This is a genomic window from Aliiroseovarius sp. M344, from assembly GCF_025140835.1.
GTDB lineage: Bacteria > Pseudomonadota > Alphaproteobacteria > Rhodobacterales > Rhodobacteraceae > Aliiroseovarius.
The window spans coordinates 2,499,709-2,522,679 of record NZ_CP081153.1; the positions used below are offsets into that span (position 1 = coordinate 2,499,709).

The window sequence follows — 22,971 nt, forward strand, 5'->3', positions numbered from 1 at the left end:
TTCTGCGTTGCGGCAATTCTAGCCTTGCGAAATGGTGCGCAAATGTGATCCCTTGCGCAACAATATTACGGAGGTCCAGAATCATGTCCACTCGCCCCTATCGTTCCGTTCTCTACATTCCGGGCTCGAAAGAGCGTGCGCTGGACAAAGCACGTGGCTTGCCCGCTGATGCGATCATCTTCGATCTGGAAGATGCCGTCGCCCCCGACGCCAAGGTCGAGGCACGCGCAACCCTGAAGGCCGAACTGGACAAGGGCGGCTATGGGAACCGGGCCAAGATCGTCCGTATCAACGGGTTCGACACGGCGTGGGGCAAAGACGATGTGGCAGCCTTTGTCGGGGCGGATATCGACGCGATCCTGATGCCCAAGGTGGATAATGCCGCACAGTTGGACGAATTGGCGGCACTGATCCCGAAGGTTGATCTGTGGGCGATGATGGAAACGCCGCTTGGCATGCTTAACGCCGCCGAGATTGCCGCCCATCCCCGTCTGAAAGGTTTCGTGATGGGCACCAATGACCTTGCCAAAGAGCTCAACACCCGTTTCCGCGCCGATCGGCTGCCGATGATGGGCGGGCTTCATTTGTGCATTCTGGCGGCGAAGGCGCATGGCGTGGTGATCATCGATGGCGTCTATAACGCCTTCAAAGACGACGACGGTCTGAAAGCCGAATGCGATCAGGGGCGTGACATGGGTATGGACGGGAAAACCCTGATCCATCCGGCGCAACTGGACATTGCCAACACCGCGTTTGCTCCGTCCGAGGATGAAATCGATCTGGCCCAACGCCAGATCGCCGCCTTCGAAGACGCCGAGGCATCGGGCCAGGGGGTCGCGGTTGTGGATGGTAAAATCGTCGAAAACCTGCATGTTGTGACAGCAAAGGGCATTCTGGCCAAGGCAGAAGCCATCGCCAAAATGGCCGACTAACGCGGAGAACACACATGACCATCCTGATCATCGGCATCGCCTTGTGGTACGGCGGGCACTTTTGGAAACGCGCCTTACCCGCGCGCCACGCAGCAATGGGCGACAAGGCGAAAGGAGTTTCGGCGCTAATCCTTCTTGCCGGCATTATCCTGATGGTGATCGGCTACCGCAGTGTCGAAAGCTACGATTTGGTCGCTTATCCACCTTTCCTGAAACACATCAACAATCTGGCCATCGTGTTCGCGATCTATTTCATGAGCCCCGGACCATCGAAAGGCGCGCTGTTTTACAAGATGCGCCACCCGATGCTGACGGGCTTCATCATCTGGGCCGTGGCGCATATCTTGGTGAACCCCGATCTGGCGTCCATGGTATTGTTCGGCGCGCTGACGATCTGGGCGGTCGCCGAGATCGTCGTGATCAATCGGGCTGAACCAGAGTGGACACCAAACCCGAAAGGCCTCATCGCCAAGGATGGCATGTTCCTTGGTGCCTCGGTGGTTCTGACCCTGATCATTGGATTTATTCACGGGCTCATTGGCCCGTCGCCGTTCGGGATGTGAGCCATGAAACTGTATCGCCTGCTGACCGAAGACGACACGTCTGCCTTTTGCCATAAAGTGACCGCGGCCTTGAACAAAGGGTGGGAGTTGCACGGCGACGCCGCCTATGCCGCTGATCCGACCACCGGAAAAATGCGCTGCGCGCAAGCGGTCGTAAAAGTCGTTCCGGGCGACTACACGCCCGACACCAAACTCGGAGATCACTGATGGCGAAAACCAATCCCGGCCGCTTTTTCGAAGATTACAAGCTGGGCGATGTGATCGACCACGCCGTGCCGCGCACCGTCGCCGAAGGGGAACGCGCGCTGTATCACGCGCTCTATCCCGCACGCCACGCGCTGTATTCCTCGGATGAATTTGCAGGCAGTTGCGGGTTAGAAGGGTCGCCCATCGACGACCTGATCGCCTTCCACGTCGTGTTTGGAAAGACCGTTCCCGACATCTCGCTGAATGCGGTGGCCAATCTTGGCTATGCCGAAGGCCGCTGGTTGAAGCCGGTCTATCCCGGTGACACGCTGCGATCGTCGTCCGAGGTGATCGGGCTGAAACAGAATTCAAACGGCAAGTCGGGCGTAGTTTGGGTGCGCACGCGTGGTGTAAACCAAGTGGGCGAGCCGGTGTTGGAATATGTGCGCTGGGTCATGGTGCGCAAAAACGATCTGGACGCGCCAGCACCCGAAACCGTTATCCCGGACTTGAAAGGCACATTGAACGCCAGCGATCTGGTGATCCCAGAGGGGCTGTCATTCGAGGACTATGATTTCACCTTGGCCGGAGAGCCGCACCGCTGGGGCGACTATGAAGTGGGCGAGAAAATCGACCACGTGGATGGCGTTACCGTTGAGGAAGCCGAGCATATGATCGCCACGCGACTGTGGCAAAACACCGCCAAAGTGCATTTCGACGCGACGTTCCGCCCGGATGGTCAGCGCTTGATCTATGGCGGTCACGTGATTTCGATGGCGCGGGCCTTGTCGTTCAATGGGCTTGCGAACGCCCAGATGATCGTCGGCCTGAACGGCGGTGCGCATGCCAACCCCTGTTTCGCAGGCGACACGATCCGCGCATGGTCCGAGGTCTTGGACAAAGCCGACACCGACGCCCCCGGCGTAGGCGCTGTGCGCTTGCGCTTGGTCGCGGTGAAGCACGGGGCAACCGAGTTCGCCTTGAAGGGCGACGACGGCAAGTATTTGCCCGAGGTGATGCTGGATCTGGATTACTGGGCGTTGTTGCCCAAGTAATTTTGCCGTAACCGAACAGAAGGGCAAGCCCACGCTGCCACGCAGCATTTCGCGCACCGTGTTTGATTTGATTTTTCGCGCAAATGCCGCCCATCCCTGTGATCACAAGATTTATTTATGTGATCACAAGGGTAGTTTTTCACTCTTGTTAGCGCAATTTCCCTGTTTTTCGCCGTCCATAACGCGTGACTCTGGCTGGCAAAAAGCGCTATTCCTGTCACAACAGTCGCAACAGACAGAAGGAGGCCGCCATGGCCGACGTGAATAGGGGCAACCGCCCTCTATCCCCGCATCTGCAGATTTACCGCCCGCAGCTGACCTCCATTACCTCGATCTTCGCCCGGATTACCGGCGTTGCCCTTTTGGGGGCCGCGATCTTGGTCGTATGGTGGTTCATCGCAGCCGCAATGGGTCCGGGATACTACGATTTTGTTAATGGGCTGATGACGTCGTTCATCGGCGATGTGATCATGTTCCTGGCGCTTTGGGCATTGTGCTACCACGCGCTGTCCGGCCTCCGGCACCTGATCTGGGACATCGGCATTGGCCTTGATGTTGAAACAGCCGAGAAGATGGGCATTGGCGTCATCATCGGCTCAGTCGTTTTGGCGATCCTTGTCGCCATCATTGTGTAAGGGGGCAGGCATGCATTATCTGACCGACCGAAAACGCGCAGTGGGCAAAGGGGCTTCTGGCTCTGGTACCGAAAATTTCTGGGGACAGGCTATTTCGGCTGTTGGCCTTCTGATCCTGATGCCTCTGTTCGCGCTGACCTTTGGCTGCGCCCTTGGCTTGCCATATGAAGAGGCCGTGGCCTATTACCAACGCCCCTTCCCGGCCATCATCGCTGCCATGACGCTCGTGACAGCGATGGTTCATTTTCGCCACGGCATCCAAGTGGTGATCGAAGATTATTCGCGCGGCGTGACCAAGAAGTTCCTCGTGATCACCTGCACCGCATTGGCTTATACAATTCTGGCAGTTGGCCTTTATGGTCTTGCCCGCATCGCCTTTTAAGACCGGAGAGCAACCCAAATGGCAGCTTACGAATACGAAACACACGAATATGACGTGGTCGTGGTCGGTGCCGGTGGCGCCGGTCTGCGGGCCACGCTTGGCATGGCCGAACAAGGTTTGCGCACCGCTTGTGTGACCAAAGTTTTCCCGACCCGCTCGCACACTGTGGCCGCCCAAGGCGGCATCGCCGCGTCCCTGTCCAACATGGGCCCGGACAACTGGCAGTGGCACATGTATGACACCGTGAAAGGCTCGGACTGGCTGGGCGACACGGACGCGATGGAATATCTCGCCCGCGAAGCGCCCAAGGCGGTTTACGAGCTGGAACACTACGGCGTGCCCTTCTCGCGCACCGAGGAAGGCAAGATTTACCAGCGTCCCTTCGGCGGCCACACCACCGAATTTGGTGACGGTCCACCTGTTCAACGGACTTGTGCCGCAGCTGACCGGACCGGTCACGCGATCCTGCACACGCTTTACGGCCAGTCGCTGAAGAACAACGCGGAATTCTACGTTGAATACTTCGCCATCGACCTGATCATGTCGGATGACGGCGAATGTCAGGGTGTTGTCTGCTGGAAGCTCGACGATGGCACGATGCACGTCTTCAACGCCAAGATGGTCGTTCTGGCCACCGGCGGTTACGGACGCGCCTTCTTCTCGGCCACCTCGGCCCACACCTGCACCGGCGACGGTGGCGGCATGGTGGCGCGCGCAGGACTGGCCTTGCAAGATATGGAGTTCGTTCAGTTCCACCCGACCGGCATCTACGGCTCGGGTTGTCTGATTACCGAAGGTGCGCGCGGCGAAGGCGGCTATCTGGTGAACAGCGAAGGCGAACGGTTCATGGAGCGATACGCGCCCCAGTATAAAGACCTTGCCCCGCGCGATTACGTATCCCGCTCGATGACCATGGAAATTCGCGAAGGCCGCGGCGTCGGCGCGGAAGGTGATCACATCTTCCTGCACCTCGATCACTTGCCTTCCGAGGCTTTGGCCGAACGCCTGCCCGGCATTTCGGAAAGCGCCAAGATTTTCGCGGGCGTCGATGTGACCAAGGAACCGATCCCGGTTCTGCCGACGGTTCACTACAATATGGGCGGCATTCCAACGAACTATTGGGGCGAAGTGCTGAACCCGACCGCCAAAGACCCGACCGCTGTAGTACCCGGTCTGATGGCTGTGGGCGAAGCGGGTTGTGCCTCGGTGCATGGCGCGAACCGCCTTGGCTCGAATTCGCTGATTGACCTTGTGGTCTTTGGCCGCGCCGCCGCGATCCGCGCCGGTAAGATTGTCGACGCTGACAGCGCCAATCCGGTTCTGAACCAAGGCTCGGTCGACAAGGCGTTTGACCGTTTCGACGGGTTGCGCAATGCCAACGGTTCCGTTCCAACCGCCGAGCTGCGTCTTGAAATGCAGAAGACCATGCAGGCAGATGCCGCCGTCTTCCGCACTGCCAAGACCATGAAGGAAGGCGTCGAGAAGATGACAGCCGTGGCCGCCAAGATGGACGATCTGTCCGTCACCGACCGCTCGCTTGTTTGGAACTCGGACCTGATGGAGACGCTTGAGCTGGCAAACCTCATGCCGAACGCACTGGCGACCATTCACGGCGCGGAAGCGCGCGAGGAAAGCCGCGGGGCGCACGCCCACGAGGACTTCCCCAAGCGTGACGACAAGAAGTGGCGTGTCCACACCGTCAGCCGCGTCGATGGCAACAAGGTTGATCTGAGCTATCGCCCCGTCATCACCGATCCGCTGACCACCGAAACCGAGGGTGGCATCAGCCTCAAGAAAATCGCGCCCAAAGCGCGGACGTTCTAAGGAGGACACGACATGGTACAGTTTAAGCTTCCGAAGAATTCAACAGTCCGCACCGGCAAAACCTGGCCCAAGCCAGATGGCGCGACCAACGTGCGCAAGTTCCAGATTTACCGCTGGACGCCGGACGATGGCGAAAACCCTCGCGTCGACACCTATTTCGTCGACATGGATAAATGCGGCCCGATGGTTCTGGACGCGCTGATCAAGATCAAGAACGAGATTGATCCTACACTCACCTTCCGCCGGTCGTGTCGCGAAGGCATCTGCGGATCCTGCGCGATGAACATCGACGGCATCAACACGCTGGCCTGTATCTATGGCATGGACGAGATCAAGGGCGACGTGAAAATCTACCCCTTGCCGCACACACCTGTCGTGCGCGACCTGATCCCGGACCTTACGCATTTCTATGCACAGCATGCCTCGATCATGCCGTGGCTGGAAACCAAGACCAATCGCCCGGCGAAAGAGTGGAAGCAGTCGATCGAAGACCGCAAGAAACTTGATGGCCTGTATGAATGCGTCATGTGTGCCAGTTGCTCGACATCCTGCCCGAGCTATTGGTGGAATGGCGACCGCTACCTTGGACCAGCCGCGCTGCTCCATGCGTATCGCTGGATCATCGACAGCCGTGACGAAGCAACCGGTGAGCGTCTGGACGAGTTGGAAGACCCCTTCAAGCTGTATCGCTGCCACACAATCATGAACTGCGCCAAGACCTGCCCGAAAGGTCTGAACCCGGCCAAGGCAATTGCCTCGATCAAGAAGATGATGGTCGAACGCACGCTTTGATTGAGCGCCAGATATGTGCGAAAAGGGCGGTCTGTTGACCGCCCTTTTTTATGCGAGGTTCAATGTCTGGCTATTCAGGTGCACCGCTCGAAAAGAAACTTGGCCTGAAAGACGGGCAGCGCGTGGCGTGGATCAATCGCCCCGATACCCATGAAGGCTTGACCACCAGTCGTGCGTTCATCTTGGTGGACGACACCACGCCCAAGACGCTGGGTGGCCCTTATGATGTTATCCACTACTTCACCGACAGCAGGGCAGAGCTGGAAACCGCGCTGCCTCAACTTCTGGCCAACCTCGACAAAGACGGGATGATTTGGGTGAGCTGGCCCAAGAAGGCCTCAAAGGTGCCGACGGATATGAACGAAGACGTCATCCGAAACCTCGCGCTTGAGGGCGTGCTTGTCGACGTGAAAGTCTGTGCTGTGGACGAGATCTGGTCGGGTCTGAAACTTGTGATCCGCAAAGAACACCGCGCGCAGCACGGCTAAGGGTTACTCCCGCGCGCGAAGCACCCGCGCAGGGCGGGCAGACAGCGGACGCCAGGCATAGAACAGCCCCGCCAGCACCGTGGCGACGACACCACCTGAAACAATCGCGACCGCGTTCAAGGCATCAAAGACAAACCGTTCTTCCATGATGTAATGGGTCACCGCCCAGCCAGCCAAACCACCGGCAAGCACTGCAACCGCCCCGGCTGCCGCGCCCAGCACCGCGGATCGGATCGCAAAATTGGCCAGAATCTTCGCGCGTGTGGCCCCCAGTGTTTTCAACACCGCGGCCTCGTATGTCCGCGCCCGTTCGCCAGCCGCAGCCGCCCCCATCAACACCACGAACCCGGTCAGCAACGTTGCCAACGCACCATAGGTAATCGCGGCTGCCACCTGCCCCATGATCCCGGTCACCTGCGTAATCGCATCGCGCACCGAGATCAGGGTGATGTTCGGATAGGTTCGGCCAAGGTCGCGCAGAATTGCGGCCTCGCCGGCCTCGTCGGAATAGATCGTCGCGATGTAGCTGTGCGGCGCCCCCGCCACCGCAGAAGGATTTAAGGTCATCACAAAGCCCATCCCGGCCTGACTAAAATCGACCTCGCGCAGGCTGGTGATTTCCCCGGTGATGTCGCGGCCCAGAATATTGACGGTCAGGCTGTCGCCGATGCCGATCCCCATCTCTTCGGCCTCTTCCGCCGCAAAGCTGATCTGGGGCGGGCCTTGATAGTCTTCGGGCCACCACGCCCCTTCGACCACCGTGGTTCGTGTGGGTTTGTCTGAATAAGTCAGACCGCGATCACCGCGCACAACCCAATGACCGCCTGCAACCTCGCGGGCTGGCCGGTCGTTAATCTTGGTGATCATCCCGCGCAACATGGGGGCCGTGTCGATCCGGCTGACCAGCGGGTCACCGGTCAGACGCGCCGTGACGCCGTCAATCTGGTCGGGCTGGATGTCCACAACAAAGAAGCTGGGCGCCACTTCAGGCAAGTCCCGCGCAATCGCACCGCGCAGGTTGTTGTCAATCTGACCAACGGCCGCCAGCACGGCCAGACCCAACCCAAGCGACAGCACGACCGCACCCGCTTCCCCACCCGGACCGCCCACCGCACCCAAAGCCATGCGCAATGTGGGCCAGCCGCGCAGGGCTTTTCGGTGTCCGACCCAGCGGGCCGCCCAGCGCACCGCCAGCCCGGTCATGACCAATGCGGCAAAAGCACCACCCAAGCCAAGGAAACTCCACATCGCTAGACGCGGCATTCCGGACAGTTGTGCCGCCGACCAGATCAACACAGCTAGAATGGCCAGACACAGGCCGATGAACAGCGGTCGCGGCAGGCGCGTGCTGCCAAGGGCGGCGTCGCGAAACAAGGCCGCGGCTTTGACTTCTTCAGTCCGCGACAGGGGCCATAACGTGAAAAGCAGCGCGGCGAGCACACCGTAAAGGGCCGCCTCGGCCAACGGTTTGGCATAGATCGTGATCTCGGCGGTGATGGGAAGCGCTTGTGCGATCAATGGGGCCAGTGCGACGGGCACGACTGCGCCCAAAAGCAGACCAAGCGAAAGGCCGATGACCGTCAGCAACCCAATTTGCAGGAAATATGTCAGAAAGATTACCCGGCGCTCGGCGCCAAGGGCTCGTAAGATCGCAATTGTCCCCGTCTTGCCATCCAGATAGGCCCGCACCGCGGCCGATATTCCGACCCCGCCCACCGCCAAACCTGCCAGCCCGACCAGCACAAGAAATGCGCCCAGACGGTCCACCAGCCGCCGCATACCCGGCGCACCATTGCGGGCGTCCTGCCACCGCGCACCATTGGCTTCAAGCGTTGGCATCAAAGCCGCATAGGCCGCGTCCATGCTGACCCCGACCGGCAAACGCATCTTATAATGGCTGTTGAACAATGTGCCCTCAGCCAGCAGCCCCGACCCATCCAGGGCCGCGCGCGCCACGATCGTGCGCGGACCAAGGCTGAACCCTGAGGACGCGTTATCAGGTTCTTTGACCAGTTCGGCCATCAAGACAAACTCTGCCCCGCCCAGACGAAACTGTTCGCCTTGGGTCAGACCCAGCCGGTCAATCAACAGGTCATCCATAACTGCGCCCGGCACGCCACCCTGCCCCTCCAGCGCGGCAGCCAAGTCAATCGGCGGGTCCAACACGACTTCGCCAACAAGCGGATAGGCATCGTCGACGGCTTTGACCTGTGTCAGCCCGCGGTCGTCCCCCGTCACGACCATGGACCGGAAATCCGCGAGCATCGACATTTCCGCTTCAAGCGAGGCCAGCAAATCCGCTTCGGCGTCATCTGCAAACCGATAGGTGAACGACACGGACGCATCACCGCCAAGCAAAACGGCGCCCTGAGACGCTAGCCCGGCACGCAGCCCTTCGCGCACGCTGCCCACGCCCGCGATGGCCGCGACACCCAAAACGAGGCAGGCTAGAAAGATGCGAAACCCACGTGTGCCGCCGCGCATCTCGCGTCGTGCCAGACGCAACGCCATATTCAGCGTTTGCATCATACGAGCACCCCATCCTGAATCTGGATGATCCGATCACAGCGTTCTGCAAGCTCTGGCGCGTGGGTGACAAGGATCAGCGTCGCGCCGTGACGGTCCCGCAGCCCGAACAACAAATCCATGATCGCCGTGCCGGTTTCACCGTCCAGATTTCCCGTCGGCTCATCCGCCAACAGGATTTCAGGGCGTGGCGCAGCTGCGCGCGCCAGCGCCACGCGTTGCTGTTCGCCCCCCGACATCTGGCTCGGGTAATGATCCAGCCGATGCGACAGTCCAACCGCATCTAATTCCAAGGCCGCGCGCTCAAATGCGTCCGACGCGCCCGCCAGTTCCAGCGGTGTCGCGACGTTTTCCAGTGCCGTCATTGTCGGAATAAGGTGGAAAGATTGGAACACCACCCCCATATGATCCCTGCGAAAGCGGGCAAGGTTGTCTTCGTCCATAGTACTTAGATTATGCCCCAAGACGTTAACAGTTCCTCCGGTGGCTTGTTCAAGCCCCCCCAACAACATCAGGAGAGATGATTTGCCAGATCCAGACGGCCCCGTCAGCCCCAACGTCTCGCCTGCCAGCACAGACATGTCTATCCCCTTGAGGATCTCGGTCCGACCGGCATTATGGCCAAGGGTCAGGCGGGCGTCGGTCAGGGCAATGATCGGCTCGGGCATGGGACATCCTGTAGGGGGCAAAGCATTATGATATCATGTGGATATGGGGTTTTGACCCGACTTCTCAAGAGCTTGGGCATAATGGTTTTGTTGACAGGTGCGGCGCGCGCCGAAGCCGTGACAATCCTTGCATTGGGTGACAGCCTGACGGCGGGCTACGGATTGCCGCAAGATGACGGCTATGTACCCCAGCTTGAGGCTTGGTTAAACAAGAATAATGTCGAGGCGACCGTGATTAATGGCGGCGTTTCAGGCGACACCACCGCAGGCGGAGCAGCCCGGTTAGGCTGGGTTTTGAACGACGATATCGACGTTGTGTTGGTCGCGCTGGGAGCGAATGACATGTTGCGAGGCGTCGATCCACAGGAGACCTTTGACAACCTTGACCGCATTCTGTCCGAGTTATCTGCCCGCAATTTGCCCACGCTGCTAATCGGCATTCCCGGCCCCACCAATTTCGGACCGGATTACAAACAAGCTTTCGATGAAGGTTTCGTGAAACTTGCCGCAGCGCATGGTATCGCGCTGTACCCAAGTTTTCTGACCGGCCTGACAGATGTTGCCGGAACCGCAAACGGGGCGCTTCGATATTTGCAACCCGACGGGCTGCACCCCACAGCAGAGGGGGTTTCTCTGATTGTCGAAGCGATAGGTCCAGCCGTGCTGGACGTTTTGCCGTGATCGCGGACAGCGCGCGCGAGGCCTTTCAACAGCTATATGTTGCACTTTGCGTCGATCAATCTCGCCCACCTCACTTTTGGACAGGTTTAACAGCCCAAAACCTATCCCTAGTGACACCTGTTCCTGCCTCTTGGGCTGTGCGAATGTAACGCTCCATAAAAAATTAGCTCGGTCAAAACCGGGCAAAACACGCGATGCGGAGCGCTCCTGTGACAATCCTGTTGGTGACAGAGGATCTTGCGGTCCAGAACAGGTTCAAATCTGTTTTGGAACACGACAAGGATGCCTCGTTGCATGTCTGCGCGGCGGTGCAAGATGCCGAAAGCCTGCTGAACCAGCACGCTGGCACCAAAGTGATCGCCGTGGATTTCAGCACACCGGGCCTGGGCGGGTTGAAGACTATAGATCGCTTGGTCAAGGCTCGGCCCGCCGCACGGGTCGTGTTGTTGTTTCAGGTGCCGTCTTTCGAGCTTGCACGCCAAGCATTACGGCTTGGCGTGGCGGCTTGCGTTTCCGCCGAACTGCCGCCGGGCGATTTATCCACGGTTCTGTCACTGGCAATGGGCCCCAATGAATTGATCTTACTGCCTAGGGGAACATCGACCGTAAAGACCAAAGACCATTTGCTGTCTCGGCGCGAATTGCAGATCTTAGCGCTGCTTTGCGATGGTCAGCAAAACAAAGAAATCGCCCATAGCTTCGGCATTCAAGAAGTCACGGTGAAAATGCATATGCGGTCTGTGATCCGCAAACTGGGTGCCCGAAACCGGACCCATGCCGCGATGATCGCCCGAGACCTTGGGCTGGTCTGACGCGCCCTCAATCCTCGGGCGGAGCGTCATCCCAGCGGTCACTTAAGATGCGATGACTGTCCCCATCCGGATCCTCGTATTGCTCGCTTTTCAGCGTCCAGAAGAACGCGGCCAACCCAAGGCCACCCAGCAGAAGCGAGACAGGGATCAAATAGACAAGCACGTTCATAGATCAGCCTTTCTTCAGCCGCAGAGCGTTCAGCGATACGGTCACTGACGAGGTCGACATCGCAAGTGCCGCAGCCAGTGGCGTCGCCAGACCGATCAGAGCAATCGGGATCGCGATGGCGTTATAACCCGCTGCGATGGCAAAGTTTTCCTTGATACGACGTGTGGCTGCTTTCGACATGTCGATTGCACCTGCCAGTGGCTCCATCGACTTACCCAAAAGCACAATGTCGGACACCACCCGTGCAGCCTCAAGCGCCGAGGCGGGTGAGATCGAGACATGCGCAGCCGCCAGCGCCGCCGTGTCGTTCAACCCATCCCCAACCATCAAAACCTTCTTGCCGGCCTTGCCAAGCCGGGCGACATATTCGGCCTTATCTTCGGGCAACGTATCGGCTTGCCATTCGGAGATGCCGACACGTCCGGCAATATCCGCGACGGCGGCAGGCACGTCGCCTGAAATCAGGGTGATCCCCATGCCCTTGGCCTTCAGCGCGGTGATCGCTTCTTCAACCCCCGGACGCAGCGCGTCGGTAAATGTGAAGGCCACGGGTCGCGCGCCGGACACCGATAAATAGGTTGCGGTTTGCCCAACCGAGTTGGCCCCCAGCCATTCAGCGCGACCCAGCCGCACGATCTTGCCTTGCCAGTTTCCTTCGATGCCGCGCCCCGGCACCTCGTGAACCAGAATAACCACGGCGGGTTGCACACCTGCCGCGCGGGCGGTTTGCGTCAGGGATTGCGCCAAAGGGTGGCTGGACCCCGCGGCCAGTGCCAGCGCAACTTCAAGATCGCGGGGTTTGTGACGGGACAATTCGTCCAAAGCCGGCTTGCCCTCGGTTAGCGTGCCGGTTTTGTCAAACACCACGTGATCGACTTCGGCCAGCCGTTCCATCGCGGTGGCGGATTTCAAAAGCATCCCTTGTTTAAAAAGGCGCCCGGACGCAGCGGTGGTCACGGCGGGTACTGCAAGACCCAAGGCACACGGGCAGGTGATGATCAGGGTCGCCACAGCGATGTTCATCGCCACACGCCAGTCGCCGGAATACCAGAACCAGAACAAAAACGCTGCCAACGCCAACAGATGCACCACCGGCGCATAGACAGCTGCGGCCTTGTCAGCCAACGAGGTATATCGGTTGCGGGCAGTTTCCGCGATGGCCACCAGATCGGCCATGCGGTGCAACGAGCTGTCACGTCCAGCCGCCGTCACCCGCACGGTCAGCGGGCCTGTCAGGTTCACTTCGCCTGCTGAGACGATGCTTTCGGGCGCGGCTGCAACCGGCAGGCTTTCCCCCGTCAACAGCGAGCGGTCCAGTTCGCTTGCCCCGGTGACGACGATCCCGTCCACCGGCACACGCGCACCTGGCACGACGCGCACAATGTCGCCGGGCGTAAGGTCGGACACGGCCACATGCTCGTCCGCTTGCCCGTCAATCACACGCGCAGCCCGCGGAACTTCAAGCGCCGCCAACTCTTCGGCCGCAGACCGCGCCACGGCACGGGTCCGATAATCAAGGTAGCGACCCGCCAGAAGGAAGAAGGTCAGCGACAGAGCCGCGTCGAAATAGGCGTGTTCGCCAGAATGCATCGTCTCATAAAGGGACATGCCCAGTGCCAGCAGGATCGCGAGCGAAATCGGCACGTCCATGTTCAGACGCCCAACCCTGAGGGCAGACCAAGCCGACCGGAAGAAAACCTGACTGGAGAAGGCGATTGTTGGAATGGCAATACCGGCGCTGATCCAGTGGAACAGGTCACGTGTCGCATCCGTTGCGCCGGACCAGACCGCGACGCTCAGCAGCATCACGTTCATCATGGCAAAACCGGCGACGCCCAATCGCATCAGCAGGTCTTTGCCCTGCTTGTTGGTCGCGGTCGATGTCAGTTGACCCGGATCCAGCTCATACGCCTCGAACCCGATCCCGGTCAGATAGTCGGCAAGCGTTTGCGCTTCGACGCCCGGGTCAACATCCACGGTGGCGCGTTTCAGCGTCAGGTTCACCCGCGCTGCCCGCACACCGTCTTGCTTGGCCAAGCCCCGCTCGACCCCCGAAATGCACGCGGCACAATAGATTTGCGGCAGCGACAGAAGCACCCGCTCTGCCTCCATCCCGTTGCCGCGATAGCCTTCGCCCGCGTGCTCTTCCGCAAGCGGGGCCGCGGCACAAGCCGGGCAGGCAGAGATCGGGGTGGCCATAGGTGCGTTCCTTGTCGGCTGTTGGTCCGGCCTTATCTGGCCGAAATATAGATCGGAATGCGGCGTTGAAAGCTGGTGCCGTCTTCGGCAATCACGTTCAGCCGCAGGTTCCAGTTGCCTTCTCCAAGCGCACCGACCTGTGCCAGATAGACGCCGTTTGATCCCTGATCAAAGGTTGGCTCCTGATCTTCTTTCACATGGGTCGCGCGCCCCAGCAGACCATAGACGGATTTGACCACGACAGGGTCGCCGGCCTGATCCTTGATGTCCAACACAAGTATTTCGCCGTCCACATCAGCTGCGACCTCCCAGCCCAACGCATCTTGTGCTGCCTTCTGCACATCAAATTGCTGGCTGGCGACATAGGAGTTCTTGGTCTCGAGCCCCGGAAAGGTGCCGATTGCGGAATACGCCATGAAGAGGTTCACACCGATAATGACAGCAAAAGCCGAGACCACGATGGCCAGAACATGTTTGCCCGTCAGTTCGAACTCTTCTTTGTCGGTTGGATTGTTCATAATCCTAACGTCCTCTGCCGTTGAATACGGTGTCCAAGTGGACACGGTCCCCTGTTACACCATCCACGACCCAAAGGCGCAGCTCTGTGCGATCAGTGCGCGCTGCCTCGGACCCCGCCGGGGCAATGACATACACCCGCTGCTTTGCTTCAGTATCAGGTGGCGCGACCAGAACAAGCTTGTCGCTGCCTTCAAGCTCGATCACCATATCACTGCCATCGGACAGCGAAAAATAATAGGGCCATTCTTCGCCATGGCGGTTACGTACACCTACGTCATAGGTATTGCGGATCGCCCCGTCAGACAGCGTCACATAGGTCGGGTTACGCACCGGGCGCACCGTGACATCGACGCTCGGCCGGACAAACAACGCCACCGTCAAGGCAACGCCGACCAAAGCCCAAAGCGCGGTATACAGGATCGTGCGCGGGCGCAGCAGGTGTTTGATAACGGGTATCTTCTCGTTCCCGGCGCGTTCATACGCTTCGTCTTTCAAAGCCAGATAATCGATCAGGCCACGCGGCTTGCCGACTTTCTCCATCATCTCGTCGCAGGCGTCGATACACAGGCCGCAGGTGATGCATTCCAGCTGCTGACCGTCACGGATGTCGATCCCCATCGGACAGACGTTCACGCAGGCGTTGCAGTCAATGCAATCGCCCAGATCATCACGAGCCTTGCCTTTCCCACGTGGCTCACCCCGCCAATCGCGATAGGCAATGGTGATGGTGTCCTCATCCATCATAGCGGCCTGAATACGAGGCCACGGGCAGGCATAAATACAAATTTGTTCGCGGGCGAGCCCGCCAAAGATGAACGTCGTCAGCGTCAGCACCAAAATGGTCGAATAGGCCAGCGGATGTGCATTGCCCGTCACCAAATCAACCAGCAATGTGGGCGCGTCGGCAAAATAGAACACCCACGCCCCGCCGGTCGCGACCGCGATCACGATCCAGAGGACAAACTTAACTAGCCGCTTGCGGACTTTTTCGGCGTTCCAATTCTGTCGATGCAGGCGCAACCGCGCGTTTCGATCGCCTTCGACCCACCGTTCCACCAATATGAAAAGGTCGGTCCAGACGGTTTGCGGGCACGCATACCCACACCAGACACGTCCAGCCGCCGAGGTGAACAGAAACAACCCAAGCCCGGCCATGATCAGCAGACCCGCAATGAAATAGAACTCGTGCGGCCAGATCTCGATCCAGAAGAAATAGAAACGGCGGTTGGCCATATCCACCAGCACCGCCTGATCAGGCAGATTTGGACCGCGATCCCAACGGATCCAAGGGGTAAGGTAATAAATACCAAGGGCAATGCCCATGATCCACCACTTCAGGCTTCGAAACGTGCCCTTCACCCGTTTGGGGAAAACCGGCTCGCGTGCGGCATAAAGTTGTTCGGGGGCGTCAGACATGGACAGATTCCGATCCTGCGTTTCGAGTTGAACTTCGAATTAAGAACTATTCTACATTGCAGCCTTGATGTGGATCAAAGATTTTGCCACCGCTGCGAAACCCTTTTCGCGTTAGTCATTGATAATTATCAAGCTTTCAATATGTCGCAGTGCCATCGCGTCGCAGCATGTCAATTGGCCGCACCTATCCTAGCCCGTATGCCTTAGCTGCTTGGCGCATTTGTCGCAAATCACAAAGCCCCGAAACGCCTGGCGTCCGGGGCTTTTAAGAAGGTGGCACCGACCCCGGAGAAACGCGCGAACAGGATCAGGGGTCGGTGCCGTTGACCGGGGAGTGAGGCCCCGGAACTTTGTCAGTTGGCCGGTGGCTTATTCGCCGCCGCCCAACTGGTGGACATATGCCGAAACGGCATTGATCTGGCTGTCGCTCAGCTTGCCGCTCCAGGCTGGCATCACGCCGAAGGGGCCTTCCGCAACGATCTCGGTGATCGCGTCGGCAGTGTCGCCATAAAGCCAGATGGCATCCGTCAGGTTCGGTGCACCTTGGGTGCGGTCGCCTGTACCGTCTTCCATGTGACAAGACGTGCAGTTGTCGGCAAAGACGGTTGCGCCAGCTGCTGCCAGTTCCATATTGGCCTCTGCTTTGGTGACCGGTGAGAGTGACATCGCATAGGCCACGACCTGTGCAATTTCTTCGTCGCTCAGATAGTCATCCCCAAAGGCGGGCATTTCTGAATACCGGGTGTCGTCATCATCTTCCGACCGGATTCCGTGTCGAAGGGTCAGCTGGATATCTTCCATGGTGCCGCCCCACAGCCAGTCATTGTCCAGCAGGTTGGGATAACCAACGTTACCGGCAGCCCCTGATCCGTGACACTGCGAACAGAAGGTCGCAAATGTCGCGCGGCCCGACTGGATCGCATAGTTGTGCAGATCGCTACCGGGTTCCAGCGCTGTCAGATCAGCCGATGCCAGCTGGGTTTCCAACTCGCCATTCATGGCAGTAAAGCGATCAATCTCAGCGGCGACTTCAGCGCGGGTTGAATACCCAAGGTAGCCAGCCGTTGCACCTTTGATCAGTGGCCATGCGGGATAGGCGATGGTGTACCACACGCCCCAGATGATGGTCAGATAGAAGACCCACACCCACCAACGTGGCAGCGGGTTATTGAACTCCTGAATACCGTCCCATTCATGGCCGGTCGTTTCGGGCTCTTTCTTTTCAACAGGTTTTTTACTCATTGCCGCAACTCCTCTTGAGCTGAGCGCCCGGGGTCATTCCCGGTCACCGGCAGGTTTGTCTTCATGGCGGAAGGGAATGCTGGCCGTCTCTTCGTGGACCTTGCGGCTGCCCGGGCGAAAGGCCCAGGCAACAACTGCAAGAAAGAAGATAAACATGGCCAGAAGCACCCAGCTGTCTGCGATCTCGCGAAGCAGTGAATAGGTGTCCATCATCCCGTCTCCTTACCGGCTCGGGTCGGGCGTAAAGGTCGAGAAGTCGACCAAAGTACCCAACATCTGCATGTAGGCGATCAGTGCGTCCATTTCCGAAACACCCGGCGCGCCGTCGAAGTTGCGCACTTGCGCTTTCGGATAGCGTGCCAGAAGCCCATCATAGTCGCTGTCAGGATCTGCCTGTGCCAGCCAGTCGGCTGCGGCGTTTTCCATCTGCTCGTCGGTGTAAGGCACACCGACCATCTGATTGGCTTTCAACAGGTCTTCGATATATGTCGGCTCGATCAGGCGATCCGCCAGGAAGGCATATTTCGGCATCACCGATTCCGGCACGACCGACTGCGGATCTTTCAGGTGATCCACATGCCATTCATCCGAATACCGGCCACCGACGCGGGCAAGGTCGGGCCCGGTCCGCTTCGATCCCCACTGGAACGGATGGTCATACTGACTTTCCGCGGCCAGCGAGTAATGGCCGTAACGCTCCACCTCGTCGCGCATCGGGCGGATCATCTGCGAGTGACAGACATAGCAGCCTTCACGCACATAGATGTTCCGACCCTCAAGCTCGAGCGGCGAATAGGGGCGCATGCCTTCTACATCCTCGATCGTATTTTCGAGGTAGAAGAGCGGTGCGATCTCTACGATACCACCCACGGTGACAACCAGAAGGCTACCGACCAGAAGAAGCGTTGCGTTCTTTTCAAGAACAACGTGTTTGTCGAGAATTCCCATTGGTCCTTCCCTCCTTATTCAGCCGGAGCCGCTTGGGCGTCATCGGCAGTTTCAACTGCCGGCGAACGCTTAACGGTCATCCAAAGGTTGTAGCACATGATCAAGGCACCCGTGAGGAACAGAACCCCACCCATACCGCGCACCACATACATCGGGAACTTGGCGGCAACGGTGTCAGCGAACGAGTTCACCAGGAAGCCTTGCGCGTCAACTTCACGCCACATCAGGCCTTCCATGATCCCGGTCACCCACATCGACGCGGCGTAAAGCACGATACCGATGGTGGCGAGCCAGAAGTGCCAGCTGACCAGTTTGTTGCTATAAAGGCCCGCGCGGTTCCACAGTTTGGGGACCAGGAAGTAGAGCATCCCGAAGGTGATCATACCGTTCCAGCCCAGCGCACCCGAGTGCACGTGACCAATAGTCCAGTCAGTATAGTGCGACAGCGAGTTCACGGCGCGGATCGACATCATCGGACCTTCAAAGGTCGACATGCCGTAAAAGCCGATCGACACAACCATCATCCGGATGACCGGATCGGTGCGCAGTTTGTCCCAGGCGCCAGACAAGGTCATCAGACCGTTGATCATGCCGCCCCAGCTCGGCATCCACAGGATGATCGAGAACACCATGCCCAAGGTCCCAGCCCAGTCAGGCAGAGCGGTATAGTGCAAGTGGTGCGGACCAGCCCAGATATACAGGAAGATCAGCGCCCAGAAGTGAATGATTGACAGTTTGTAGGAGAACACAGGGCGTTCAGCCTGTTTCGGCACGAAGTAGTACATCATACCAAGGAAGCCAGCCGTCAGGAAGAAGCCAACCGCGTTGTGGCCGTACCACCACTGCGTCATGGCATCCTGCACACCCGAGAAGAGTTGCACAGATTTCGAACCGAACAACGACACCGGCATGGCCAGATTGTTGATCACATGCAGCATCGCGATGGTGATGATGAACGACAGATAGAACCAGTTGGCGACATAGATATGCGGCTCTTTCCGCTTCATGAGCGTGCCCATGAACAACAGCAGATAGGCCACCCAAACGATGGTCAGCCACAGGTCAGTATACCATTCTGGTTCGGCGTATTCTTTTGACTGGGTCGCGCCCAGCAGATAGCCGGTAGCGGCCAAAAGGATCACGATCTGGTAACCCCAGAACACGAACCATGCCAAGTTGCCGCCCCAAAGGCGTGCGCCCGAGGTGCGTTGTACAACATACATCGAGGACGTAATCAGCGCGGTACCGCCAAATGCAAAAATCACCGCAGAGGTATGCAGCGGGCGCAAGCGTCCAAAGTTTAGATATCCCTCGGCCCAGCCAAAGTTAAGGCTTGGAAACGCCAGCTGAAACGCGATGAACGTCCCAACCAGAAACCCAACTGCGCCCCAAAAGGCGGTCAGAGCAACGCCCACGCGCACGGGGCCATCCATATAGCCGGTTTCCACGACCTTCTCTTCACCCACACGGCGGAGTGAAAAGACAAACAGGCCGGCCGCGATCAACGTCACCAGGAGAGCGTGCACCTGATACGCGATGTCGCGGGCATAACTTGCGGCGATTGCGGCCATCACTGCGATGAGGCCGTAGATCGCCAATTTGAGGTAATCCCACATTTTTGCGTCCCTTCGTCTTATGCCATTCGCCCCCCTCCCACGACCGGATGGGGGCACTTCTTGACTTTTGTCGGTTTCTACCTATCTCCCCAAGCCCGCTTTGATCCATATCAAAACCGTGCCGTTGGGCTTGAAAAACCGGGATTGACCCATGTCAAAGCGTCGCAGGCGCGTCAGATGCACGCTGGTTGGCAGGCCAACCCGGAGGGCAATTCGATGAACTATCGCACCATCACCACAATCGTTACCGACACCAATTACAGCAAAGGCGCGCTTGAGGCCGCAAAAGTCATTGCAACACAGCACGATGCGCATCTGGAAGTGCTGTGTCTTGGCGTAGACCGATCTCAGCAGGGTTTTTACTATGCTGGCGCCTCGGCCATGGTCGTTCAGGACAATTTAGCGCAGGCGCGCGAAGAAGCCATCGAACTTGAGACATTTGCGCGTCAATCGCTCGCCGCTCACGCGCTGCCTTGGTCAAGCGCGGCCCTGACCGCGCAAATTGTCGCACTAAACGGCGTCGTTGCGCACCGCACACGGTTTGCAGATCTAACGGTTCTGCCGCGTCCTTATGGCGAAGGCCGCGGCCATGACGCCGAGGCTATTGTTGAAGCCGCACTGTTTGACGGCAACGTGCCGGTTCTGGTGATGCCAGACGGTGCCAGCTATCCACAATCGGTTGGCAACGTTGTGGTGGCATGGAACGAAAGTCCCGAAGCGCTGCGTGCTGTGCGTCAGGCTTTGCCGTTCCTGAAGCAGGCCGACACAGTGTCGATTGCAGTGATTGATCCGCCCCAGCATGGCCCAGAACGGTCGGATCCCGGGGGCGCGCTCAGCCAGCTGCTTGCCCGTCACGGCGTGCGCGCCGAAGTATCTGTTTTGGCGAAAACAATGCCCCGCATCTCTGACATCCTGAACCGGCACGCCCGCGATCGGGATGCCGATATGATTGTCATGGGGGCCTATGGGCATTCGCGGTTCCGCGAATCCATTTTAGGTGGGGCGACACGGCACATGCTGGAAGTGGCCGAAGTGCCGATCGTGCTTGCCCATTGAGCTTAGCTAAGAACGAAAACAAAGGGCGCCGTATTGGCGCCCTTGGACTTTTTGGTCACTTCTAGCTTAAGGCACGCCGATCAGGTGATTGGTGCACCATCAACATCGTCACCGGCTTCGGACACAAGCGCTTCAAGGTCCGGGATCAAAACACGGCGTTTGCCCTGAAGCTCGATCACACCCGACTTTTTCAAAGCTGACACCTGACGGCTAACCGTTTCCAGCGTCAGACCAAGATAATCCGCCATGGATTCGCGCGTCAGCGGCAGTTCGAAGCTCATCCCATCGCGCGGCGGTCGCTTATGAAGGGATGCATCGCGGCGTGCCAGAATGGTCAGCAAGCTGGCGATCTTCTCGCGAGCGGTTTTGCGGCCAAGCACAAGCATCCATTCCCGCGCACTGTCGAGTTCATCCAATGTCATCTGCAAAAGCCGCGTGCCGATCGCAGGCGTCTTTTCCATCATGTCTTCAAAGGGTTTTTTCCGAAAACAGCACAATGTCAGGTCGGACACAGCCACCACATCGAAAGGTGCGGTATTGCGCCCCGGTCGACCGATAAAATCGGACGGCAGCAGCAATCCGACCATCTGGGTGCGCCCGTCTTCCATTGTTTGGCTCAGCGTTGCAATGCCACTGACAACGCTGGATACGAATTCCATCGGGTCGCCAGACCAAATCACAGGCTGCCCCGCTTCAAAGGTGCGATAGTATTTGATCGCGTCCAACTGTTCCAATTCGTCAGGTTCGCAACGCGAGCACACGGCACGGTGGCGAATCGGGCATGTGCCGCAATCACGGGTGTTAAAACTGATGTCGTTCATTTTTTTATAACAAGAGAAGTATCTTGTTTGATCCTGATCAAGGTTGCGCGCGCAATACTGCGTAAACCCTATTCGAATGCAAACCTCTTCGCAACTTAAACGCCTTGGTCTTTTTGACGCGCGCGTGCCCCGCTACACCAGTTATCCAACCGCGCCTCATTTCAAGCCGGGCATCGGTGCTGAACTGTTGCCGGATTGGATAAGAGCCATCCCCGAGAATGAAGCGGTATCGCTCTACGTGCATATCCCGTTCTGCCGTCGGCTGTGTTGGTTTTGCGCGTGCCGCACCCAAGGCACCGCGACAGCCGAGCCGGTTGCCGCCTATCTGGACAGCCTGAAACAAGAGCTCGCCACGATCAAAGGCCTTCTGGCTCCGGGCATAAAAATTGAGCATTTGCACTGGGGCGGAGGTACACCAACGCTTCTGCAACCAGACATGATCACAGATTTGACCCACAGCATCTTGAATGCCGTGCCACTTGCTGATGCCGCCCAGTTCTCGGTCGAAATCGACCCGTCCGAGATCGATGAGGCCCGTCTTGATGCCCTGGCCGCTGCCGGTATGAACCGTGCCTCGATCGGGGTTCAGGATTTTGACCCAATGATCCAAGAGGTCATCGGTCGCCCACAAAGCTATGAGATTACAAAGCAAGCGGTCGATGGCCTGCGCGCGCGTGGGATCAACAGCCTGAACATGGATATTCTGTATGGGCTGCCTCATCAAAACACAGCGCGAATCATAGATTCGGTCGAAAAGCTGATCAGCCTTGGCCCGGACCGGGTCGCGCTGTTTGGCTACGCACATGTGCCATGGGTCGCGCGTCGCCAAACCCTGATCCCGACCGAAGCGCTCCCATCCGCAGAAGAACGGCTTGGGCTTTATTACACGGCCCGCGACCTGTTCCTTGCCGCCGGGTATGACGAGATCGGGATCGACCACTTCGCCCTACCCTCAGATGGTCTGGCCAAGGCTCACAAGGCTGGCACCATGAAGCGCAACTTCCAGGGTTACACCGAGGATGTTTCGAAGGTGATGATCGGCGTCGGCGCCAGCTCGATCGCGCGCTATCCGCAAGGGTATGCACAGAACGAGCCCGCAACGTCGAAATACCAAGCCGCAGCCCGTGACGGTCGCCTTGCAGGTGCGAAAGGCCATGTTTTCACAGATGAAGATATTGCGCGCGGCCGGGTGATCGAAGAGCTTCTGTGTTATTTTCGGGTGGATTTCTCGAAGCTGGCGGACGAGCTGTCGCGACCGATCGAATACTTCTTTACCATGGTCGACGGGCTGGAGTTGGCAATGCCCGGCACAACGGACCTGTCAGGCACCGTTCTTTCGATTCGGCCCGAAGCGCGGCCCGTGGCGCGCATGATCGCGCGGCACTTCGATGATTACGAGATGAATGAAAGCGGACACAGTCAGGCAGTGTAGTCGCTGTCT

Annotated in this window: 24 protein-coding genes; 13 read left to right on the plus strand and 11 right to left on the minus strand. The window is 58.6% G+C overall.

What is annotated here, in order from left to right; translation table 11 throughout:
* Positions 1 to 83 precede the first annotated feature (83 nt).
* The 9 genes from K3556_RS12220 (at position 84) to K3556_RS12260 (ending at position 6,857) form a co-directional block, all read left to right on the plus strand.
* Positions 84 to 932, plus strand: coding sequence for a CoA ester lyase (locus K3556_RS12220; RefSeq protein WP_260517054.1), 849 nt, complete (start codon positions 84 to 86; stop codon positions 930 to 932).
* Positions 933 to 946: 14 nt separating this feature from the next.
* Positions 947 to 1,495, plus strand: a complete 549-nt coding sequence (locus K3556_RS12225; RefSeq protein ID WP_260517055.1) for an NnrU family protein — start codon at positions 947 to 949, stop codon at positions 1,493 to 1,495.
* A 3-nt stretch (positions 1,496 to 1,498) separates the two neighbouring features.
* The gene (locus K3556_RS12230; protein ID WP_260517056.1) at positions 1,499 to 1,702 is read left to right on the plus strand and encodes a DUF1737 domain-containing protein; all 204 of its coding nucleotides are present in this window, start codon (positions 1,499 to 1,501) and stop codon (positions 1,700 to 1,702) included.
* Entirely contained in the window at positions 1,702 to 2,736 is a 1,035-nt protein-coding gene (locus tag K3556_RS12235) for a MaoC family dehydratase (protein ID WP_260517057.1), read from the plus strand. Before K3556_RS12230 ends, K3556_RS12235 begins: the two co-directional genes overlap by 1 nt.
* A gap of 251 nt (positions 2,737 to 2,987) precedes the next feature.
* The gene (sdhC, locus tag K3556_RS12240; protein ID WP_260517058.1) at positions 2,988 to 3,371 is read left to right on the plus strand and encodes a succinate dehydrogenase, cytochrome b556 subunit; all 384 of its coding nucleotides are present in this window, start codon (positions 2,988 to 2,990) and stop codon (positions 3,369 to 3,371) included.
* Between the two features lie 10 nt (positions 3,372 to 3,381).
* Entirely contained in the window at positions 3,382 to 3,753 is a 372-nt protein-coding gene (sdhD, locus tag K3556_RS12245; protein ID WP_260517059.1) for a succinate dehydrogenase, hydrophobic membrane anchor protein, read from the plus strand.
* Between the two features lie 18 nt (positions 3,754 to 3,771).
* Positions 3,772 to 5,577, plus strand: coding sequence for a succinate dehydrogenase flavoprotein subunit (gene sdhA, locus K3556_RS12250; RefSeq protein ID WP_260517060.1), 1,806 nt, complete (start codon positions 3,772 to 3,774; stop codon positions 5,575 to 5,577).
* 12 nt (positions 5,578 to 5,589) lie between these two features.
* Positions 5,590 to 6,369, plus strand: a complete 780-nt coding sequence (locus tag K3556_RS12255; RefSeq protein WP_260517061.1) for a succinate dehydrogenase iron-sulfur subunit — start codon at positions 5,590 to 5,592, stop codon at positions 6,367 to 6,369.
* A gap of 62 nt (positions 6,370 to 6,431) precedes the next feature.
* The gene (locus tag K3556_RS12260; RefSeq protein ID WP_260517062.1) at positions 6,432 to 6,857 is read left to right on the plus strand and encodes a hypothetical protein; all 426 of its coding nucleotides are present in this window, start codon (positions 6,432 to 6,434) and stop codon (positions 6,855 to 6,857) included.
* A gap of 3 nt (positions 6,858 to 6,860) precedes the next feature.
* Here K3556_RS12260 and K3556_RS12265 read toward each other — a convergent pair whose 3' ends face one another.
* Positions 6,861 to 9,383: an ABC transporter permease gene (locus K3556_RS12265; RefSeq protein WP_260517063.1), complete on the minus strand. Its 2,523-nt coding sequence runs from the start codon at positions 9,381 to 9,383 to the stop codon at positions 6,861 to 6,863.
* Positions 9,383 to 10,051 (minus strand): ABC transporter ATP-binding protein, encoded by a 669-nt coding sequence (locus tag K3556_RS12270; RefSeq protein WP_260517064.1) that lies wholly within the window; start codon positions 10,049 to 10,051, stop codon positions 9,383 to 9,385. Before K3556_RS12270 ends, K3556_RS12265 begins: the two co-directional genes overlap by 1 nt.
* Positions 10,052 to 10,132: 81 nt before the next feature.
* Here K3556_RS12270 and K3556_RS12275 point away from each other — a divergent pair, with 81 nt between their 5' ends.
* Positions 10,133 to 10,732, plus strand: coding sequence for an arylesterase (locus K3556_RS12275; protein ID WP_260517065.1), 600 nt, complete (start codon positions 10,133 to 10,135; stop codon positions 10,730 to 10,732).
* Between the two features lie 209 nt (positions 10,733 to 10,941).
* Complete coding sequence (locus tag K3556_RS12280; RefSeq protein ID WP_260517066.1) at positions 10,942 to 11,544, plus strand: response regulator transcription factor; 603 nt, start codon at positions 10,942 to 10,944, stop codon at positions 11,542 to 11,544.
* 7 nt (positions 11,545 to 11,551) lie between these two features.
* On the opposite strand, the gene ccoS is transcribed toward K3556_RS12280, so the two are convergent.
* The 8 genes from ccoS to ccoN all read right to left on the minus strand — a co-directional run bounded on the left by ccoS (position 11,552) and on the right by ccoN (position 19,653).
* Entirely contained in the window at positions 11,552 to 11,713 is a 162-nt protein-coding gene (gene ccoS, locus K3556_RS12285) for a cbb3-type cytochrome oxidase assembly protein CcoS (protein ID WP_091428644.1), read from the minus strand.
* Between the two features lie 3 nt (positions 11,714 to 11,716).
* Positions 11,717 to 13,912, minus strand: coding sequence for a heavy metal translocating P-type ATPase (locus tag K3556_RS12290; protein ID WP_260517067.1), 2,196 nt, complete (start codon positions 13,910 to 13,912; stop codon positions 11,717 to 11,719).
* 32 nt (positions 13,913 to 13,944) lie between these two features.
* Positions 13,945 to 14,430 carry a FixH family protein gene (locus K3556_RS12295; protein ID WP_260517068.1) on the minus strand — a complete coding sequence of 162 codons (486 nt, stop codon included), beginning with the start codon at positions 14,428 to 14,430 and terminating at the stop codon, positions 13,945 to 13,947.
* A 4-nt stretch (positions 14,431 to 14,434) separates the two neighbouring features.
* Positions 14,435 to 15,847 carry a cytochrome c oxidase accessory protein CcoG gene (gene ccoG / locus K3556_RS12300; RefSeq protein WP_260517069.1) on the minus strand — a complete coding sequence of 471 codons (1,413 nt, stop codon included), beginning with the start codon at positions 15,845 to 15,847 and terminating at the stop codon, positions 14,435 to 14,437.
* A gap of 369 nt (positions 15,848 to 16,216) precedes the next feature.
* A complete protein-coding gene (ccoP, locus tag K3556_RS12305) occupies positions 16,217 to 17,089 on the minus strand; it encodes a cytochrome-c oxidase, cbb3-type subunit III (protein ID WP_260517070.1) in 873 nt (290 codons plus the stop codon).
* 33 nt (positions 17,090 to 17,122) lie between these two features.
* On the minus strand, positions 17,123 to 17,299 hold the full coding sequence (locus K3556_RS12310; RefSeq protein ID WP_260517071.1) for a cbb3-type cytochrome c oxidase subunit 3: 177 nt from the start codon (positions 17,297 to 17,299) through the stop codon (positions 17,123 to 17,125).
* A 12-nt stretch (positions 17,300 to 17,311) separates the two neighbouring features.
* A complete protein-coding gene (ccoO, locus tag K3556_RS12315; RefSeq protein WP_260517072.1) occupies positions 17,312 to 18,037 on the minus strand; it encodes a cytochrome-c oxidase, cbb3-type subunit II in 726 nt (241 codons plus the stop codon).
* A 14-nt stretch (positions 18,038 to 18,051) separates the two neighbouring features.
* A complete protein-coding gene (gene ccoN / locus K3556_RS12320; RefSeq protein WP_260517073.1) occupies positions 18,052 to 19,653 on the minus strand; it encodes a cytochrome-c oxidase, cbb3-type subunit I in 1,602 nt (533 codons plus the stop codon).
* A 216-nt stretch (positions 19,654 to 19,869) separates the two neighbouring features.
* On the opposite strand from ccoN, the gene K3556_RS12325 reads away from it, so the two are divergent.
* Entirely contained in the window at positions 19,870 to 20,709 is an 840-nt protein-coding gene (locus tag K3556_RS12325; protein ID WP_260519250.1) for a universal stress protein, read from the plus strand.
* A gap of 80 nt (positions 20,710 to 20,789) precedes the next feature.
* Here the strand turns inward: K3556_RS12325 and fnrL are convergent, their stop codons facing one another.
* A complete protein-coding gene (gene fnrL / locus K3556_RS12330; protein ID WP_260517074.1) occupies positions 20,790 to 21,530 on the minus strand; it encodes a transcriptional regulator FnrL in 741 nt (246 codons plus the stop codon).
* Between the two features lie 76 nt (positions 21,531 to 21,606).
* Between fnrL and hemN the strand changes: the two genes are divergently transcribed.
* Positions 21,607 to 22,962 (plus strand): oxygen-independent coproporphyrinogen III oxidase, encoded by a 1,356-nt coding sequence (gene hemN / locus K3556_RS12335; protein ID WP_260517075.1) that lies wholly within the window; start codon positions 21,607 to 21,609, stop codon positions 22,960 to 22,962.
* The last annotated feature ends 9 nt before the right edge of the window (positions 22,963 to 22,971 follow it).